Source organism: Microbacterium dextranolyticum (genome assembly GCF_016907295.1).
GTDB lineage: Bacteria > Actinomycetota > Actinomycetes > Actinomycetales > Microbacteriaceae > Microbacterium > Microbacterium dextranolyticum.
Genome location: NZ_JAFBBR010000001.1, coordinates 3,148,924 through 3,166,578, shown reverse-complemented (window position 1 = coordinate 3,166,578; position 17,655 = coordinate 3,148,924). Strand labels below are relative to the sequence as shown.

Genomic DNA, 17,655 nt, shown 5'->3' with positions numbered 1-17,655 from the left:
CTGTGAACATGGGGACGCCGCGCCGAGGCGCGGCAGCCTGGCGAACGAGGGGGGACGACGGTGACCACGGATCTCGATGACTTGTCCGAGACGAGCGCCGACCGGGGCGAAGGGCTGCCGGTGGACCTGCGCGCTGCGTTCGACGCGTACGAGCGGGCGATCATGGCCAACGACCTCGACGCGCTGGATGCCGCGTTCGCGCCCGGCGCCGACACGCTCCGCGGCGACGCGGCCGGCCTGCTCGTCGGGCACGACGCGATCAGCGCGTTCCGGGGCCTGCGCGGCGGGGTGTCGCCCCGCACGATCGAACGCATCGAGTACCGCTCCCTCGCCGACGACACGGCCCTCATCGTCTCGGTCTCGCGCTACGCGGGGGGCGGAACGGGCCTGCAGACCCAGATCTGGCAGCGGGATGCCGGTGTGTGGCGCATCTCGGCCGCGCACGTGACCCCCCGCGCGCAGGCGCTCGACCGCTCCATCTGGCGAACGGTCGGCGACCCGCTCTTCCAGGGGGCATGGGAGGGGCCGTTGAAGGGCCTCACCGTCGCGGTGAAGGACCTGTTCGCGATCAAGGGGTACCGCATCGGGGCGGGGAACCCGGCGTTCCTCGACTCGGCCCGCGCCGAGACGACGACGGCCCCCGCCGTCTCGGATCTGCTACGGGGCGGCGCGTCGCTGCGGGGCATCGCCCGCACCGACGAGTTCGCCTATTCGATCGCGGGCGACAACGCGCACTACGGCACGCCGCCCAACGGTGCCGTGCCCGGCGCGCTGCCCGGCGGCTCGTCGAGCGGTCCGGCCTCGGCCGTCGCCACCGGCCAGGCCGACATCGCCCTCGCGACCGACACGGCCGGGTCCATCCGGGTGCCGGCGTCGTACCAGGGCCTGTGGGGCCTGCGCACGTCGCACGGGCTCGTGCCGCGCCAGGGGCTGCTGCCGCTCGCGCAGAGCTTCGACACGGTCGGGTGGCTCGCGCGCGACGGCGCGACGCTCCAGCGCGTCGTCGACTGGTGCCTGAGCTACGACGGGTCGGATTCGACCGAGTCGGTCTTCGGCGAGTCCGGGGCCGATCTGCCGTGGCGGTTCACCGTGCCGCACGAGGCGCTCGACGCCATCCAGCCCGACACTCGGCGGGCGTTCGATCGCCTGCTGGCGCGGCTCGAGGCATCCGATGACCCGGCCCTGCTCTCGCGCGCGAGCATCGGCGATCTGGCGGAGTACCACGAGCCGTTCCGCACCGTGCAGGGCGCCGAGGCCTGGCGCAACAACGGCGAGTGGCTGAGCGATCACCCGGGTGCCACGGGGCCCGCGGTCGCCGACCGCTTCCACGCGGCGGCCTCGATCACGCCGGCTGAGGAGTCCGCCGCCCGCGCGGCGCTCACCCCGCTGCGCGAGCGCCTGAACGCCCTCGTGCGCGACGCCGTGCTGATCCTGCCGACCGTCCCCGGGCCCGCACCCGCGCGCACGGGATCGGCGGACCCTGCGCAGGTGGATGCCGTGCGCACCGCCACGCTGCGCCTCACGACCCCCGCCGCGGTCGCCGGCCTCCCCGCCGTGTCGATTCCGCTCCTCACGGTGCCGACTGCGCTCGGGCCCGCGCCCGTGGGCGTGTGCCTCATCTCGCGCAGCGGCACCGACATCGCCCTCGTGCGCCTTGCGCGGCGCCTGTCCGCGCTGATCGAAGAAACGGAAGCTCCATGATCCCCGGTCCCATCGATCCCCCCGCCCGCCTGCTCATGGGTCCGGGTCCGATCTCGGCCTACCCGAGCGTGCTGCGTGCGATGTCGGCGCCCCTCGTCGGCCAGTACGACCCGTTCATGACCGCGGCGATGGCCGAGACGCAGGAACTGTACCGCGGCGTCTGGAACACCCGGAACGAGGCGACGCTCCTCGTCGACGGCACGAGCCGGGGGGGCATCGAGGCGGCGATCCTCTCGCTCGTGCGCCCCGGCGATCGCGTGCTCGTGCCGGTGTTCGGCCGGTTCGGGCACCTGCTCGCCGAGATCGCCGAGCGCGCCCTCGCCGAGGTGCACACGATCGAGACCGACTGGGGGCAGGTGTTCCCGGCATCCGTCATCGAAGAGGCGATCGTGCGGGTGAAGCCGACCCTGCTCGCCCTCGTGCAGGGCGACACGTCGACCACGATGAACCAGCCGCTCGAGGACATCGGCGAGATCTGCCGCCGCCACGGGGTGCTGTTCTACACCGACGCGACGGCGTCGCTGGGCGGCAACGCGTTCGACGCGGATGCCTGGGGTCTCGACGCGGCGACCGCCGGCCTGCAGAAGTGCCTGGGTGGACCGAGCGGTTCGTCGCCGATCACGCTGAGCCCGCGTGCGGTCGAGGTGATCCAGTCGCGCAAGAAGGTCGAGGCGGGTATTCGCGAAGCCGGGGATGCCTCGGCCGCCGACTTCGTGCGATCGAACTATTTCGACCTGGGGCAGATCCTCGACTACTGGGGTCCGCGCCGGCTCAACCACCACACCGAGGCGACGAGCATGCTCTACGCGGCACGCGAGTGCGCCCGGGTGATGCTGCTCGAGGGGCGCGACGCCGTGCTCGAGCGCCACGCCGTCGCGGGCGCCGCGATGCTCGCGGGCGTGCAGGCGCTGGGGCTCGGCGTCTTCGGCGACGTCGCACACAAGATGACGAACGTCGTCGCCGTGGAGATCCCCGAAGGCGTGCCGGGGGATGCCGCGCGCACCGCCCTGCTCGAGGACTTCGGCATCGAGATCGGCACGTCGTTCGGGCCGCTGCACGGTCGCGTCTGGCGCATCGGGACCATGGGCTACAACGCCCGCAAGGACGCCGTGCTCACGACCCTCGCCGCCCTCGAGTCGGTGCTCCGCCGCTTCGGTGCGTCGGTGCCGGCGGGCGGGGGCGTGGAGGCCGCCGCCGACGTGTTCCGGGCGGCCGCGGCATCCCCCGCCGCCTCCGATCCCGCGGGAGCGCTGTGAGTACCACCGCGCTGCTGCACGCCGCACCCGATGCGATCGCCGCGGCGGCGCGCCGGGTGATGGCGCGCTGCGACGAGCTGGCGCGCGTGAGCTCCGAGAGCGGCTCGATCGAGCGCGTGTACCTCTCGCCCGAGCATGCGCGGGTCAACCGCCTCGCGGCGGAGTGGATGCGCGAGCTCGGCATGCAGACCTGGCAGGATGCCGCGGGCAACCAGGTCGGGCGCATCGGCGACCCCTCGGCGCCGGCACTGCTCATGGGCTCTCACCTCGACACCGTGATCGACGCGGGTCGCTACGACGGCATCGCGGGCGTGCTGATCGCCCTCGAGGTCGTGCGGCTGCTGCGCGTGCCGGCGGGGGACGGCTGGACCGTGCCGCTGCCGTTCGCCCTCGAGGTGATCGCCTTCTCCGACGAGGAGGGCACCCGGTTCGGCAAGGCGCTGCTCGGCTCGTCGGCGGTCGCCGGCACCTGGGACGCGTCGTGGTGGGCGCTGACGGATGCCGACGGCGTGAGCCTGCGCCAGGCGTTCCTCGAGTTCGGTCTCGACCCCGGCCGCGTCGGCGAGGCCGCGCGCCGCCCCGACGAGCTGGTCGGCTACCTCGAGGCGCACATCGAGCAGGGCCCCGAGCTCGACCGCGCGGGCGAGCCCCTCGCCGTCGTGTCGTCGATCGCGTCGGCCCGGCGCTTCCAGCTCGTCGTCGAGGGCGAGGCCCGCCACGCCGGCGGCACGCCATACGACATGCGCCACGACGCGCTGCTCGGGGCGAGCGAGGCGGCGCTCGCCGTCGAGCGCATCTGCGCCGCCGAGCACCACATCGTGGGCACGGTCGGGCGCTTCGAGGCGTTCCCCGGGGCCGTCAACGTCATCCCCGGCGAGGTGCGGTTCTCGCTCGACCTGCGCGGCGAGTTCGACGACTCGCGCGACCACGTGTGGGATGCCCTGTCGATCGAGCTCGACCGCATCATGGGCCGCCGGGGGCTGCGTTGGCGGTCGCGCGAAGTGCACAGCGCACCCGCCGTGTTCTGTGCGCCGCTCCTGCAGGAGGTCGTGGGTGCGGGCATCCGTGCGACGCTGCCCGCACGCGCCGATGCGCCGCCCGTGATCTTCAGCCGCGCCGGGCACGACGGCATGGCGCTCGGCGCGATCGCCGAGGTCGGCATGCTGTTCCTCCGGAACCCCGACGGCATCAGCCATCACCCCGACGAGGCGGTCTCGGCCGGAGACGTGGCCCACGGCATCCGTGCCCTCGCCGAGGCCGTGCTGCTGCGCGGCGCCGAGCCCGCCTGACCCGGCTTCGCGCCCTCCCGTCCTGGCGTTCGGGGGCGTCGTTGTGCGGGTCTGGGCGGGGGAGACCCGCAGGTCGGCGCCTCCGAAGCCTGGGGTGTGCCCCCGAGACCGGGCAAGCCCTGAGGTGGGGGGATGCCGCGTGAGCGGGGCCCTGGCATCCCCAGCCTGGTCGCGCTGCGTTCGGGGGCGTCGTTGTGTGGGTCTGGGCGGGGGAGACCCGCAGGTCGGCGCCTCCGAAGCCCGGGGTATGCCCCCGAGACCGGGTGCGCCCTGAGGTGAGGGACGCCGCGCGGGCGGGGGCCCTGGCATCCCCAGCCTGGTCTCGCTGCGTTCGGGGGTGTCGTTGTGTGGGTCTGGGCGGGGGAGACCCGCAGATCGGCGCCTCCGAAGCGGGGGTAGGCCCCGAGACCGAGCACGCCGGGGCAGGGCGGGCGCGAGGTCAGGGGCGGACGGGCAGAGACAGCGCGCCGGTCATCTCGGCGCCGGGCGAGGCCTCGGATCGCGTCGGGGGGACGTAGTCGCGCAGGCGCGCGAGGGCCTCGGATGCCTCGGTGGCGACCACCAGCATGTCGGTGTAGCGCGGGTGGGTGAAGCCCCGATCGCGCATGTTCGCGACGAAGGCGAGCAGCGGGTCGAAGTAGCCGTCGACGTTCAGCAGCCCGACCGGCTTCTCGTGGATGCCCAGTTGCGCCCACGTCCACTGCTCGGTGAGCTCTTCGAGGGTGCCCGGTCCGCCGGGGAGGGCGAGGAAGGCATCCGCGCGGTCGGCCATGAGCATCTTCCGCTCGTGCATCGTGTCGACGAGGATCAGCTCGGTGAGGTCTTCGTTCACGGCCTCGCGCGCCTGCAGGGCGCGGGGGATCACCCCCGTCACCTCGGCGCCGGCCGCGAGGGCGGCATCGGCGACCGTTCCCATGAGCCCCACGTGGCCGCCGCCGTACACGAGCGCCATGCCGGCGCGGCCGATCGCCGTGCCGACGGCGCGGGCCGCGTCGACGTAGACCGGGTCGAAGCCCGACGAGGATCCGCAGAAGACCGTGACCGTGAAGCGCGACATGCACCGACGCTAATCCGCGCGTGTTTCCTGGCCGTGACAGGTCGGAAACATCGACTCGTTAGCGTGCTGGGCATGTCCTTCCTCGTCCTCCACGCGCGTCTCATCACCGTTCCCGCCGGAACCGACGACCCGGGGTACATCGACGACGGCTGGATGCTGGTGGGCGATGACGGCCGCATCGCCGCGCTCGGGGCGGGCACGCCGCCGGTCGGCACGGTCGCCGACGAGACCCTCGACGTGGACGGCGCGTTCGTCGCTCCCGGCTTCGTCTCGAGCCACTCGCACCTGTTCACGAGCGGCCTGCGCGGCCTCGGTGTGGCCGACACCCTGTACGGCTGGTGCGACTCGATGCTCGGCTCGACCGCGCACATGAGTGCCGACCAGCTGTACTGGTCGACCCTGCACGGCTCGCTCGACTTCCTCTCGAACGGTGTGACGACCGCGTACAACTTCACCGACCCGCTGCAGGCGTGGGAGTCGATGGTCGACGGCAAGCGCACCGGCACGGCGGGCCTGCGCGGACTGGAGTACCACTGGCGTCAGGCGGAGGGCACGCGCGACGCCGGCATCCGCTTCGTGGATGCCGCGGGCATGGACGTCACGGCCGGAACCCCCGACGAGGTGTTCGAGCGCTTCGCCGCCGAGGTCGCACACACCCGCACGTTCGACCCGGATTTCGCCCTCGGCAGCTCGATCATGGGGCAGGTGCAGTGGTCGCCGCACCCCGAGGCGGCCGAGTTCGAGGTCGAGGCGATGCGCCGGTTCGGCGTCACCAACCAGGCGCACTTCCTCGAGTCGCCCGAGGCGGTCGAGCACCAGCAGTCGAAGTTCGCGCTGTACCGGGATGCCGGTGCGCTCGAGCTCGGCCTCGTTTTCGGACACTTCATCCAGACGACGCCCGACATCATCGAGCGCTCGGTGGCGGGCGGTGCAGCGATGTCGTGGCAGCCGGCATCCAACGGGCGCCTCGCCTCGGGTGTCGCGCTCGTTCCCGAGATGCTCGAGATGGGCATGCGGGTGGGCGTCGGGCTCGACGACCAGGCCTGCACCGACGTCAGCGATCCGTGGCAGAACATGCGGATGGGCATCTACATGCAGCGCGCCCGCACGAAGGACCCGCTGTCGATGATGCCGGAGCGGATGCTGCGCCTGCACACCCTGGGCGGGGCGGAGATCATGGGCGTCGCCGACAGGGTCGGCTCGCTCGAAGTCGGCAAGTTCGCCGACTTCGTCGTCGTCGACCCGCGCCGGCCCGACGTCGGGCCGCTGTGGCATCCGGTGCGCTCGTACGTGCTCGCGATGAGCCCGCGGAACCTGAAGGCCGTCTACGTCGGCGGTCGCCTCGTGAACGCGGACGGGGTATCGACGAACCCCCTGGCCGCCGAGGCGTCGGCGAAGCTGCATGAGCTGCCCGCCGCGCTCGTGCCGTTGCGCGGCCACCCGCACTGACCGGGGCCGGGTGTCCGGCGATCCCGGGCACCCCGGGCGCCGGAAACCGCGGCCCCGCCCGGGCGTGCGCGCGGGCGATGACCCGTCAGGCGCCGGGGGAGACGTCGCGGTGGGATGCCGCGAGCTGCCAGACCCGGTCGCGACGGAACGGCTGGACGAACGGCCGAGAGCCCAGGGCTCGGGCGATCGCGTTGCCGATCGCCGGGGCCACCGGGTTGTACGGCGACTCGCTCATCGACTTCGCTCCGAACGGTCCGAGGTCGTCGGCCGTGTCGGCGAAGTAGACCTCCGTGTCGGGCACGTCGGCGAACTGGGGCACGCGGTACAGCCGGAACACCGGAGTGGTGACCCTACCGTCCTCGACCATCACCTCTTCGTAGAGCGAGCTGCCGATGCCCTGCGCGACGCCGCCCTCGATCTGTCCGCGGCACTGCGCGGGGTTCATCACGAATCCGGCATCCGCCGCCTGGATCGACTGCAGGATGCGGACGGCGCCCGTCCGAGGGTTCACCGCGACGCGCACCGCGTGGACGTTGAACGCCAGCGAACGCTGCTCGCCGAGCTCGCTGCCGTCTGCCGAGATCTCGCCGTCGGCGGTCAGCGCCTCCAGCGAGATGACCCCCGCCGACGTGTATACGCCGTCGGGCATGAGTTCGGCGTCGGCGGCATCCGTGCCGGTGAGCTCCGCGGCACGCTCGCACAGACGGGCGGCCAGGGCGAGGCAGGCGGCATGCAGGGCCTTGCCGGCGACCGTGATCCCCGCCGAGGCGAACGCCCCCGTGTCGTGCGCGACCGCATCGGTGTCGGCGTGCCACAGCTCGATGCGCGACGGGTCGGCCGCGAGGTCGGTGACGGCGATCTGCCGCATCACGGTCGTCGTGCCGTTGCCGAACTCGGCGGTGCCGGCACGCAGCAGGTACGTGCCGTCGGGGCGGAGCGTCGCCCGCGTGTGGGCGATGTGACCGAACGGGGCCATCGTGGCGATCATCGCGGCCGCCATGCCCTCGCCGACGAGCCAGCCCTCCGGTGCCTCCACGCCGTTGCCGCGGCGCAGCGCGCTCTCGGCGAGGTCGAGGCACTGGTCGAACCCGTAGCTGCCCCAGACGAGGTCGTCGTGACCCGGATCGTCGTGCACCGTCACGGCGTTGCGTCGTCGCAGCTCGAACGGATCGATGTCGAGGCGCTCGGCGAGCATGTCCATCGCCGATTCGACGGCGAGCACGACCTGTCCGAGCCCGTACCCGCGGAACGCGCCCGACGGCGGGTTGTTCGTGTAGACGACCTCCGCGTCGATCCGTTTCAACGGCACCCGGTAGATCGTCGTCGACTCGGCCAGCGAGTGGAACATGACGCCGCGGGAATGGTTGCCGTACGCTCCCGTGTCGCTCAGCGAGTCGATCGCCATCGCGGTGAGACGTCCGTCGGCATCGGCGCCGAGCGTCACGCTCACCCGCATCGGATGCCGCACGGCGGCGCGGGCGAACTCGTCGGCGCGGGTGAACTCGAACGCGACCGGATGCCCGGTCCGCAGCACCGCGAGGGCGACGAGGTCTTCCGTGAACAGCTCCTGCTTGCCGCCGAAGCCTCCGCCGAGCCGGGCCGTGTGCACGCGCACCTGATCGCGGTCGAGGCCGAAGATGTGCGCGAGCTCGTCGCGCGCGAGGAACGGCACCTGCGTCGACGAACGGATGACGAGGCGTCCGTCCTCGTCGAGCCAGCCGATCGATCCGTGGGTCTCGAGCTGGGCGTGACTCACCCGCGACGTCTGCCACGTGCCGGTGACCGTCGCGGCGCTCGCGGCGAGCGCCGCGGTGACGTCGGGCCCCGTGTGCACGCTCGCGATGACGTTCCGCGCGGCCTCGTCGACCCGGTCGTCGGGGGTGCGGTCGGGGTGCAGCAACGGAGCGCCCGGGCGCCGGGCCTCGTCGGGGTCGAACACCGCGTCGAGGGGTTCGTAGCTCACCCGCACGAGCCGGCACGCCTCATCCGCCGCCTCGGCGGTGTCGGCGACGACCGCCGCGACGCGCTGGCCGATGTGGCGCACCACGTCGTCGAGCAGACGGGTGTCGTCGGGGTCGTCGGTGCGGTGCTCGTGCCGACCGGTCGAGTAGCGCACGTCCGGAGCATCCGCGTGCGTGAACACGGCGACGACGCCGGGCACCGCGCGCGCGGCATCCGTGTCGATCGCGGTGATGCGCGCGTGCGCGTGCGGGCTCGTCACGAGCCGCAGCACCAGCGCGCCGGCCGCGGGGTGCCCCGGTTCGAGGTCGAACGTGAACGGCTCGCGCCCCTGCGTCAGGCGCGGGCCGGCCGATGGCGGAACCGATCGGCCCACGGTGTGCGCGTCCGGGGCGGGTGCGGGCGGGATCTCCGCGGGGCGCCGCGGCCCGGTCTCACGCACGGCCGTCAGGATCGCTTCACGGATGGGGCGATACCCCGTGCAGCGGCAGAGGTTCCCCTTCATCCGCCGGTCGAGGTCGTCGAGGTCGTCGGCGCAGAGGGTGGATGCCGTCACGCTCATCCCCGGCGTGCAGAACCCGCACTGGAAGCCGAAGCCCTCGGCGATCGCTCGCTGCACCGGATGCAGGTCGTCGCCGGGCGCGAGGCCCGCCGCCGTCGTGACGGTGCGCCCCTCGACGCGCGCGGCGGGAATGAGGCACGAGTGCACGGGCTCGCCGTCGAGCAGCACGCTGCAGGCGCCGCAGTCACCGGCGTCGCAGCCCTTCTTGACCTCGGTGTGCCCCGTCTCGCGCAGAAGCGTCCGCAGGCACTGTCCGGGGCGCGGCTCGGCCTCGGCCTCGGTGCCGTCGACGATCCATCTCATGCGAGTTCCCTCCGGATGTCCTCCGCCAGCGTGCCGCTGACCCCGCGGCGCCAGTCCGCCTCGCCGAGCGGGTCGGTGTAGTACCCCGGGGCCTCCGCCACGGCGGCGGCGAGCGTCGCCGCATCCGGCACCTCGTCGAAGCGGAGGACGGTCGGCCGCCACGTGGCGGCCGTGATCGTGAAGACGCTCGTGCCGTCCGCATCGATCCGGCCCGTGACGACGGCTCCGGACCGTCCGTGCTCCGCGAGGGCGATCTTGCGCAGCGCGGCGCGCGAGCGCAGCGCATGAGCGGGCAGGCGCATGCCGCGCAGCACCTCGCCGGCACCGAGCGAGGTGGTTCCGTTGCCCGTCACGAGCTCGGCGACGGGCAGCTGCCGGTCACCCGTGGGTCCCCAGATCTCGGCGACGCCGTCGAGGGCGACGCACAGCGACACCATCGCGCCCGCGGCGAACGCGCGGCACACGTTGCCGCCGACGGTGGCGGTGTTCCAGATCTTGAACGAGGCGAGCAGGGCGTTCGCGGCGTCCGGGATGATCGTGGCGGCCGTCCACTCGGCCGGGGCGTCGCGGGCGAACGCCACGAGCCGCGCGATCGTGCAGGTGGCCGCGATCCGCAGGCCCCTCGCCTCGATCTCGAGGGGTGTCCAGTCCATGCCCGCGAGGTCGACGAAACCGGTGGTCCCCGGCTGCGGCTCGCTCATGAGCCAGGTGCCGCCTGCGAGCACGACCTCGCCGGGGGCGAGCGTCAGATCGCCGCGCGTACGGGCGACACGGTAGGAGCGCACGGTGGTGATGTCCATGGCGGTGGTCTCCTCGATCGGCGGGGCTGCAGGTCACCCGGCTCGAGACCGAGTGAAACAGAGCGCCGTTTCGCCCGTGTTTCACGCGCCCGCAACAGGCCCGCAACGCGCGGTGGTTAGCGTGGCGGCCATGCGCGAGATCCTCACACCGGCGGCCGAATGGGTCCGCACCGGGCGTCCGTTCGCGATCGCGACGGTCATCGGCGTCGCCGGCAGCGCGCCGCGGCCGGTGGGAGCGAGCATGATCGTCTCGGATGCCGGTGTGTTCGGCAACGTGTCGGGGGGCTGTGTCGAGGGCGCCGTGTACGAGCGATGCCTCGACGCGATCGCCACCGGAGCGGCGTCGGTCGAGAGCTTCGGCTACAGCGACGGCGACGGACTCGCCGTCGGGCTCACCTGCGGGGGATCGGTCGACGTCCTCGTGCGCCCGGTCGCGCCGCACAGCGACGCCGCGGCGGCGATCGCCCTGCTCGCCGAGAGGGATGCCGCGGCCGTGCCGACCCGATTCCGGCTGGTCGTGTCGGGGCCGCGATGCGGGACGGGGCTGTTCGATGACCGGGCGGCTGATGCCGCGGCGGACGCTTCCGGTGCGGAGTGGTCGGTCCTCATCGAGGTCGGGACGGCTCCGCGGCTCATCGTCGTCGGTGCGGTGGAGTTCGCGGTCGCCCTCGCGCAGCTGGGATCGGCGCTCGGCCTGCGGGTGAGCGTCGTCGATCCGCGCGAGGTCTTCGCGACCGCGGAGAGGTTCCCGGGGGCCGAGGTCGTCGTCGACTGGCCCGACCGCTACCTCGCGACCCAGACCCTCGACGACCGCACCGCGGTCTGCGTGCTGAGCCACGACCCGCGCCTGGACGTGCCCGCGCTGACGCTGGCGCTGCGCTCTCCGGCGGGCTACGTCGGCGCCATGGGCAGCCGGCGCACGCACGACGACCGCCTGCGACGACTCGCCGAGGCCGGCGTGTCGGCCGGTGACCTCGCACGGCTGCGTTCGCCGATCGGGCTCGATCTCGGAGCTTCGTCGGCCGCCGAGACCGCGCTGTCGATCCTTGCGGAGATCGTCGCCGACCGGCACGGGGGATCCGGGACCCGGCTCTCGGCGCTCGCGGGACCGATCCACGGCGGCGCCGCCCGTGCCGCGGAGGGCGCCGCCCGTGAGCAGATTCCCGGCGCGGCGCACGAGGCGGTGCGGCGCGCGACGGATGCTCCCGCCGGTGCGGTCGTGCCCGTGGTGTGCGCGCCGGGGCCGTTCTCGTCCGCCCGCCCATGACCACGTGCGGCATCGTGCTCGCCGCCGGTGCGGGCACGAGGTTCGGTGGGCCCAAAGGCCTCGCGCGGGCCGGCGACGGCACCCCCTGGGTGGCCACGGTCGTCCGCACGCTTCGCGACGCGGGCTGCGACCCCGTGATCGTCGTGGTCGGGGCGGCGGCCGACGCCGTCGCCGCGCTCGTCCCGGCCGGGGCCGTCGTCGCGCCGGCGGAGGACTGGTCCGACGGGCTGTCCGCATCCGTCCGCGCGGGCCTGTCGGCGGCGGCCGAGACACCGGCGGAAGCCGCGCTGATCGTGCCGGTCGACGTGCCCGACCTCACGGCATCCGCGTGTCGACGGGTCATGGCGGGGGCGGGGCGGGCCTCGCTCCGCCGAGCCCGCTACGAGGGGGCGCCGGGGCATCCGGTGCTCATCGGCCGTGACCACTGGTACCGCGTGGCGGCCGAGCTCACCGGTGATCGAGGGGCCGGTGCGTATCTGCGCGATCACGTCGCGGATGCCGTGGAATGCGCCGATCTCTGGCACGGACAGGATGTCGACCACCGCGCGGCACCGGCGTAACCGCCCCGAAACAGACCCCCGATGTGCGCGAAATCTACGTCTTCTAGCGTCGCTTGCAGTCGTGCCGGGCGGTGCACGAGCTCGTCGCCCGAAGCGAACCGCCAAGAACTCGGAGATCACAGCACATGAGCATCCTTTCCTCGCGGCGCGCACGGCGCGCCGTCGCCGCCCTCCTGGGCACCGCCCTCGCCGCCGCCGCCCTCGCCGGCTGCTCCTCCTCCACGACGCCTGCCGACTCCGCGTCGTCCGCCTCGGCATCGCACGGAGACCTCACCGTCCAGCTCAGCTGGATCAAGAACGAGGAGTTCGCCGGTGAGTATCTCGCCGACAGCAAGGGCTACTACTCCGAGGCCGGGTTCTCCTCGGTCAACCTCGTTCCCGGCCCGTCGACCGGCGTCGCCGAGCTCGCCAGCGGCACAGCCACGGTCGCCCTCAGCGACTCGGTGTCGGTCGGTGCCGCCGTCGCGAACGAAGGGGCACCGGTGAAGATCATCGGGGCGACCTTCCAGAAGAACCCGTTCACGATCCTCTCGTTGAAGAACGGCGGCAACATCGCCACGCCCGCCGACCTCAAGGGCAAGAAGATCGGCGTCCAGGACTCCAACGCCTCGCTCTTCAAGGCGCTGCTGGCCGCCAACGGGATCAACCCGTCGGAGCTCACGATCGTCCCCGTCCAGTACGACCCGGCGCCGCTGGTCAACGGCGAGGTCGACGGTTTCGTCGCCTACATCACGAACGAGGCGATCACGCTCGAGATGCAGGGGCTGTCGACCACCAACCTGCCCTTCGCGGAGAACGGCCTGCCCTTCGTCGCCGAGACGGTCGCGGCCACCGATGACACCATCGCGAACAAGCGCGGCATGCTCAAGGACTTCCTCAAGGCCGAGATCCGCGGCTGGACCGACGCCCTCGCCGACCCGCAGGCCGGCGCCGACCTGGCGCTGAAGACCTACGGCGCCGACCTCGGCCTCGACCCCGCCAAGACCCTCGCCGGCTCGAAGGCGCAGAACGCTCTCGTCGTCTCCGACGAGACGACCAAGAACGGCCTGTTCACGATCTCGGACGACCTGCAGAAGATGACGATCGCGAGCCTCGCCGGCGCCGGCATCACCCTCAAGGCATCCGACCTCTTCGACCTCAGCCTCCTGTCCGAGGTGTACGCCGAGAACCCGGGCCTCGTCGCGTACGCGCACTGAGACCCGCAACGGATGACGGAGCCTTCGTGACCGACACGGCCATCCAGACCGGTGCCCAGGCGACGAGCCTGGGCACCGGTCTGCAGATCACCGCCCTCAACAAGATCTTCACCGTCGGGCGAAAGCAAGTGGTGGCGCTGCAGGATGCCGACCTGCACACCGACCAGGGATCCTTCCTGTCCCTGCTCGGGCCTTCCGGCTGCGGCAAGTCGACCATCCTGCGCATCCTCGCGGGACTCGAAGACCCGACCAGCGGCACGACCCGCGTGGATGGCAAGAGCCCGAAGGAGCTGCGGCGGGCGGGAGAGCTCGGGATCGCCTTCCAGGACTCGGCTCTGCTGCCGTGGCGCAGCGTGCAGTCCAACATCCAGCTACCGTTCGAGGTCGCCGGACGCCCCGTGGATCGCGAGTACGTGAGCGAGATGATCGAGCTCGTCGGTCTCAAGGGGTTCGAGAAGGCGAAGCCCGCGCAGCTGTCCGGCGGCATGCGCCAGCGCGTGTCGATCGCACGATCGCTCATCATGAAGCCGTCGGTGCTGCTGTTCGACGAGCCGTTCGGCGCGCTCGACGACATGACGCGGCAGAAGCTCAACCTCGAGCTCCTGCGCATCTGGACCGAGAAGCCGGCGACGACCCTGCTGGTCACGCACGGCATTTCCGAGGCGATCTTCCTCTCCGACCAGGTCGCTGTCATGAGCCCGCGCCCCGGCCGCATCAAGGAGGTCATGCAGATCGACCTGCCGCGTCCGCGGCTGCCGGAGATGATGCGCACACCCGAGTTCCACGCCTACGTCGACCGGGCCTCCGAGCTGCTGTTCGGCGTGGGAGGTGCCGCAGCCGATGACCACTGACCAGGCGATGGGGCGCGGCGGCGCCCTGCGCGCCATGCGTCTTCCGGCGTGGGCGACCGGGATCCTGGGCGCGATCGGGATCGTCCTCGTGTGGTGGGTGCTCGCGGCGACCGTGTTCTCGAACGTCGGACCGGGCGGCGTCCAGGCCATCCCCACCCCGCCCCAGGTCGTCGAGGAGTTCGTGCAGACCGGGTGGGCCTACTACGCCCGCAACTTCTCCGTCACCATCACCGAGGCGGGCACGGGATACCTCTGGGGGAACGGTCTCGCGCTCGTGCTCGCGGGGCTCGTGCTCGTCGTGCCGAGTCTGGAGGGCGTGGTCATGCAGCTGGCGATCATCACCTACTGCATCCCCATCGTCGCGATCGGGATGCTGCTGGTCGTCATCATCCCGGTGCCCAAGCCGGGCGAGCCCTCGGGCACGGCATCCTTCCTCGCCGCGCTCGCGGTCTTCTTCACGACCGTCGTCGGCGCACTCCTGGGCCTCAAGGCGGCGGATCGGGCGAGCCTCGACGTCGTCGCCGTCTACGGCGGCTCCCGCTTCACGCAACTGCGCAAGATCCGACTGATCGCCGCGCTGCCGTCGATCCTGAACGCACTGCAGATCGCCGTGCCGGCGGCGTTCCTCGGCGCTGTCCTGGGAGAGTTCTTCGGCAAGGTCGAGCTGGGCGTCGGTCCCGCGATGATCGCGGCGCAGCAGGCGCTCGACGCGCCGCGCGTCTGGGGTCTCGCCCTGGTGTCGGGTGCGGTCGCGCTGATCGGGTACGCCCTGCTCGGGATCATCGCGCGGTCGGTCGCGCCGTGGTCGAAGGGAGCGCGACGATGAGCGCCGCGGTCTCGGCGACGTCGATCGTGTCGGCGTCCGCGACCGCTCGACGCCGCACACGCTCCGCGGGTCTGCGCGCCGTCGGATCGGGCCTCATGACCTTCGTGCTGACCCTCGCCGCCGTCCTCGTGCTCTGGGCCGGCTCGCTGTGGATCTTCCGCGTCAATCCGTATGTGGGCAAGGGCCCGCTCGACGTCTGGAACTACCTGTTCACGGTGCCCGCGGCCGAAGCCAACCGTGCCGCCGTGTTCGGCCAGCTGTGGGTGTCGCTCGGGCACGCCGCGGTCGGCTTCGTCGCGGGGCTCGTCGTCGCCGTGCTGGTCGCGGCGCTCTTCCAGCTCAGCGCGGGGGTCGAGCACGCGCTCATGCCGCTCGCGATGCTGCTGCGATCCGTGCCGCTGATCGCGATGGCCCCGGTCATCATCCTGATCTTCGCGCGCGACTTCGCCACGATCGCGGTGCTCGGCGGGATCGTCGTCCTCTTCCCCGCCCTCGTCACGATCGCCTTCGGGTTGAAGTCGGCGCCCGCCCACATGAGCGACCTCGTCTCGGTGTACGGCGGCTCGTCGTGGACCGTGCTGCGCAAGGTCGCCCTGCCGAGCGCCCTGCCCTCGCTCCTGGCCGCCGTCCGCATCTCGGTGCCCGGCGCCATCACCGGTGCACTCCTGGCCGAATGGCTCGCCGTCGGCGGCGGGATCGGCGGCGCGTTCGGCGGCTACATCGCCGCCGCGCAGTTCTCCGCGCTGTGGTCCTCGGTCGCGGTGATCACGGTCGCGGCGCTGATCCTCTACAACCTGGTCCATATCCTGGAAGCGGTCCTGCTCGCCCGTATGGGCATGTCCGACCGCGTCTGATGCCCCACCCCCGAAAGGCCCCCATGTCCGACCTCGCCGCCTTCGCCTTCGGCCTGCCCAAGGCAGAGCTCCACCTGCACCTCGAGGGCACGCTCGAGCCCGAGCTGAAGTTCGAGCTCGCCGCACGCAACGGCATCCAGCTCGCGCAGACGAGCGTCGAAGAGGTGCGCGCGACGTACGACTTCACGGATCTGACGAGCTTCCTCGCGGTGTACTACCCGGCCATGGAGGTGCTGCAGACCGCCGACGACTTCCACGACCTGGCGTGGGCCTACCTGCTGCGCGCGAAGGAGCAGGGCGTCGTCCACGCCGAGATGTTCTTCGACCCGCAGGCCCACACGAGCCGGGTCGTGCCCTTCTCCGCCGTCATCGGCGGGTACCGCCGCGCCGCCGTGCGGGCGCAGGACGAGCTGGGGATCTCGGCGGAGCTCATCCTCTGCTTCCTGCGCGACTTCTCCGCCGAGTTCGCCATGGCGACGCTCATGGAGGCGCTCGAGTACAAGCAGTGGATCGTGGGCGTCGGGCTCGACTCCGACGAGCGCGACAACCCGCCGTCCAAGTTCGCCGCCGTGTTCGCCCGCGCCAAGTCCGAGGGATTCTTCCTCACGATGCACTGCGACATCGATCAGGTGGGCTCCATCGACAACATCGGCGAGGTGCTGCGCGACATCCGCGTCGACCGCATCGACCACGGCACGAACATCGTCGAGGACCCCGCGCTCGTCGCGCTCGCGAAGGAGCGCGGGCTCGGCTTCACCTGCTGCCCGGTGTCGAACTCGTTCGTGACCGAGCAGATGAAGGCCGACGAGATCGTGACGCTGCTGCGCGAGGGCGTGCGGGTGACGGTGAACTCCGACGACCCGGCCTACTTCGGCGCCTACGTCGCGGAGAACTACGTCGCCCTCGCCGCGCAGGCGGGCCTCGACGAGGCCGATCTGGCGCAGCTGGCGATCAACTCCTTCGAGGCGTCCTGGCTCACCCCCGCCCGCCGCGACGCGTACGTTTCCGCCGTCCGCGACTACGCCGCGGAGCACGGAGTGAGCCTCTCGCGCTGAGTCTCGCGTCGAGGCGGTCGCTCAGACCGCCTCGACCGCGCCGCGCGCGTTGTAGACGACCGCGTCGCTCGCGCCGTACGCGCGGTACACGGCGACGGCCTCGTCGTATCCGATGCCGGAGGTGACGCGGATGCCGCGGCGCTCGAACTGCTCCGCCCAGTCGTCGACCATGGGGCCCTCGTCGAATCCGGTGAGCTCCTCGAGCAGGTCGCCCTCTCCGGCGACGACGAGCGAGCGAACGCCGCTCCACATCGTCGCGCCGTAGCACTGCACGCACGGACGCCAGTTGACCACGAGCGTCAGGCGTTCGCCGCCCGCACCGAGGTCCCAGCGTCCGACGGCGCGCTGGGCGAGGGCGAGTGCCATGACCTCGGCGTGCGCGGAGGTCACGCCCGACTCGAGGACGACGTTCACGCCCACCGAGATGAGCGCTCCGGATGCCTCGTCGACCACGATCGCGGCGAACGGACCCCCGTTGCCGGCCCGCCAGTTGCGGTCGGCCAGCTCGTTCACGAGCAGCATCTGCTCCTGGGCCGTCGGCAGAACGGCGGGCAGCGAGTCGAGGTCGGCGATGAGCCACGAGGGCAGCGACGCCGTGTACGAGGTGGCGAGTGCGGTCATGCTCGTGACGCTACCGCCGGGATGTTTCGGCGAGGCTACGCCCGGATGC

The 17,655-nt window shown here is 72.1% G+C and carries 15 protein-coding genes; 11 read left to right on the top strand and 4 right to left on the bottom strand.

The annotated features are described in order from the left end of the window. The first annotated feature begins 60 nt into the window (after positions 1-60). From JOE64_RS14345 to JOE64_RS14335, 3 genes are read left to right on the top strand one after another with little or no spacing between them, the layout of a single operon-like run. Complete coding sequence (locus JOE64_RS14345; protein ID WP_271202507.1) at positions 61-1,701, top strand: AtzH-like domain-containing protein; 1,641 nt, start codon at positions 61-63, stop codon at positions 1,699-1,701. After that, entirely contained in the window at positions 1,698-2,957 is a 1,260-nt protein-coding gene (locus JOE64_RS14340) for a pyridoxal-phosphate-dependent aminotransferase family protein (RefSeq protein WP_204964866.1), read from the top strand. Before JOE64_RS14345 ends, JOE64_RS14340 begins: the two co-directional genes overlap by 4 nt. Continuing rightward, on the top strand, positions 2,954-4,246 hold the full coding sequence (locus tag JOE64_RS14335) for an allantoate amidohydrolase (protein WP_204964865.1): 1,293 nt from the start codon (positions 2,954-2,956) through the stop codon (positions 4,244-4,246). The genes JOE64_RS14340 and JOE64_RS14335 overlap by 4 nt, the downstream gene beginning before the upstream one ends. 439 nt (positions 4,247-4,685) lie before the next feature. Here the strand turns inward: JOE64_RS14335 and JOE64_RS14330 are convergent, their stop codons facing one another. Next, positions 4,686-5,303: an LOG family protein gene (locus JOE64_RS14330; RefSeq protein WP_204964864.1), complete on the bottom strand. Its 618-nt coding sequence runs from the start codon at positions 5,301-5,303 to the stop codon at positions 4,686-4,688. A 72-nt stretch (positions 5,304-5,375) separates the two neighbouring features. Between JOE64_RS14330 and JOE64_RS14325 the strand changes: the two genes are divergently transcribed. Further along, entirely contained in the window at positions 5,376-6,752 is a 1,377-nt protein-coding gene (locus JOE64_RS14325; protein ID WP_204964863.1) for an amidohydrolase family protein, read from the top strand. Positions 6,753-6,837: 85 nt separating this feature from the next. Here the strand turns inward: JOE64_RS14325 and JOE64_RS14320 are convergent, their stop codons facing one another. Next, positions 6,838-9,576 (bottom strand): molybdopterin-dependent oxidoreductase, encoded by a 2,739-nt coding sequence (locus tag JOE64_RS14320; RefSeq protein ID WP_204964862.1) that lies wholly within the window; start codon positions 9,574-9,576, stop codon positions 6,838-6,840. Continuing rightward, positions 9,573-10,376, bottom strand: a complete 804-nt coding sequence (locus tag JOE64_RS14315) for an FAD binding domain-containing protein (protein ID WP_204964861.1) — start codon at positions 10,374-10,376, stop codon at positions 9,573-9,575. The genes JOE64_RS14320 and JOE64_RS14315 overlap by 4 nt, the downstream gene beginning before the upstream one ends. 130 nt (positions 10,377-10,506) lie before the next feature. Between JOE64_RS14315 and JOE64_RS14310 the strand changes: the two genes are divergently transcribed. From JOE64_RS14310 to add, 7 genes are all read left to right on the top strand, one after another. After that, positions 10,507-11,643 (top strand): XdhC family protein, encoded by a 1,137-nt coding sequence (locus JOE64_RS14310; RefSeq protein ID WP_204964860.1) that lies wholly within the window; start codon positions 10,507-10,509, stop codon positions 11,641-11,643. Next, positions 11,640-12,203 (top strand): nucleotidyltransferase family protein, encoded by a 564-nt coding sequence (locus JOE64_RS14305; protein WP_204964859.1) that lies wholly within the window; start codon positions 11,640-11,642, stop codon positions 12,201-12,203. The genes JOE64_RS14310 and JOE64_RS14305 overlap by 4 nt, the downstream gene beginning before the upstream one ends. A gap of 125 nt (positions 12,204-12,328) precedes the next feature. Further along, positions 12,329-13,399 carry an ABC transporter substrate-binding protein gene (locus JOE64_RS14300; RefSeq protein WP_204964858.1) on the top strand — a complete coding sequence of 357 codons (1,071 nt, stop codon included), beginning with the start codon at positions 12,329-12,331 and terminating at the stop codon, positions 13,397-13,399. 41 nt (positions 13,400-13,440) lie between these two features. After that, entirely contained in the window at positions 13,441-14,250 is an 810-nt protein-coding gene (locus tag JOE64_RS14295) for an ABC transporter ATP-binding protein (RefSeq protein WP_204965112.1), read from the top strand. Then, entirely contained in the window at positions 14,240-15,076 is an 837-nt protein-coding gene (locus JOE64_RS14290; protein WP_239531788.1) for an ABC transporter permease, read from the top strand. Before JOE64_RS14295 ends, JOE64_RS14290 begins: the two co-directional genes overlap by 11 nt. Beyond that, on the top strand, positions 15,073-15,930 hold the full coding sequence (locus tag JOE64_RS14285) for an ABC transporter permease (protein WP_204964857.1): 858 nt from the start codon (positions 15,073-15,075) through the stop codon (positions 15,928-15,930). Before JOE64_RS14290 ends, JOE64_RS14285 begins: the two co-directional genes overlap by 4 nt. Before the next feature lie 23 nt (positions 15,931-15,953). Beyond that, positions 15,954-16,985, top strand: a complete 1,032-nt coding sequence (gene add / locus JOE64_RS14280) for an adenosine deaminase (protein WP_204964856.1) — start codon at positions 15,954-15,956, stop codon at positions 16,983-16,985. 21 nt (positions 16,986-17,006) lie between these two features. Here the strand turns inward: add and JOE64_RS14275 are convergent, their stop codons facing one another. Then, positions 17,007-17,606, bottom strand: a complete 600-nt coding sequence (locus tag JOE64_RS14275; RefSeq protein ID WP_204964855.1) for a nucleoside deaminase — start codon at positions 17,604-17,606, stop codon at positions 17,007-17,009. Between the last annotated feature and the right edge of the window lie 49 nt (positions 17,607-17,655).

Bases quoted from the DNA above. Each gene is read 5' to 3' on its own strand.
- JOE64_RS14325 (WP_204964863.1), top strand. From the start codon at position 5,376: ATGTCCTTCCTCGTCCTCCACGCGCGTCTCATCACCGTTCCCGCCGGA.
- JOE64_RS14290 (WP_239531788.1), top strand. From the start codon at position 14,240: ATGACCACTGACCAGGCGATGGGGCGCGGCGGCGCCCTGCGCGCCATG.
- JOE64_RS14330 (WP_204964864.1), bottom strand. From the start codon at position 5,303: ATGTCGCGCTTCACGGTCACGGTCTTCTGCGGATCCTCGTCGGGCTTC.
- JOE64_RS14305 (WP_204964859.1), top strand. From the start codon at position 11,640: ATGACCACGTGCGGCATCGTGCTCGCCGCCGGTGCGGGCACGAGGTTC.
- JOE64_RS14275 (WP_204964855.1), bottom strand. From the start codon at position 17,606: ATGACCGCACTCGCCACCTCGTACACGGCGTCGCTGCCCTCGTGGCTC.
- JOE64_RS14320 (WP_204964862.1), bottom strand. From the start codon at position 9,576: ATGAGATGGATCGTCGACGGCACCGAGGCCGAGGCCGAGCCGCGCCCC.
- JOE64_RS14340 (WP_204964866.1), top strand. From the start codon at position 1,698: ATGATCCCCGGTCCCATCGATCCCCCCGCCCGCCTGCTCATGGGTCCG.
- JOE64_RS14315 (WP_204964861.1), bottom strand. From the start codon at position 10,376: ATGGACATCACCACCGTGCGCTCCTACCGTGTCGCCCGTACGCGCGGC.
- JOE64_RS14310 (WP_204964860.1), top strand. From the start codon at position 10,507: ATGCGCGAGATCCTCACACCGGCGGCCGAATGGGTCCGCACCGGGCGT.
- JOE64_RS14300 (WP_204964858.1), top strand. From the start codon at position 12,329: ATGAGCATCCTTTCCTCGCGGCGCGCACGGCGCGCCGTCGCCGCCCTC.
- add (WP_204964856.1), top strand. From the start codon at position 15,954: ATGTCCGACCTCGCCGCCTTCGCCTTCGGCCTGCCCAAGGCAGAGCTC.
- JOE64_RS14285 (WP_204964857.1), top strand. From the start codon at position 15,073: ATGAGCGCCGCGGTCTCGGCGACGTCGATCGTGTCGGCGTCCGCGACC.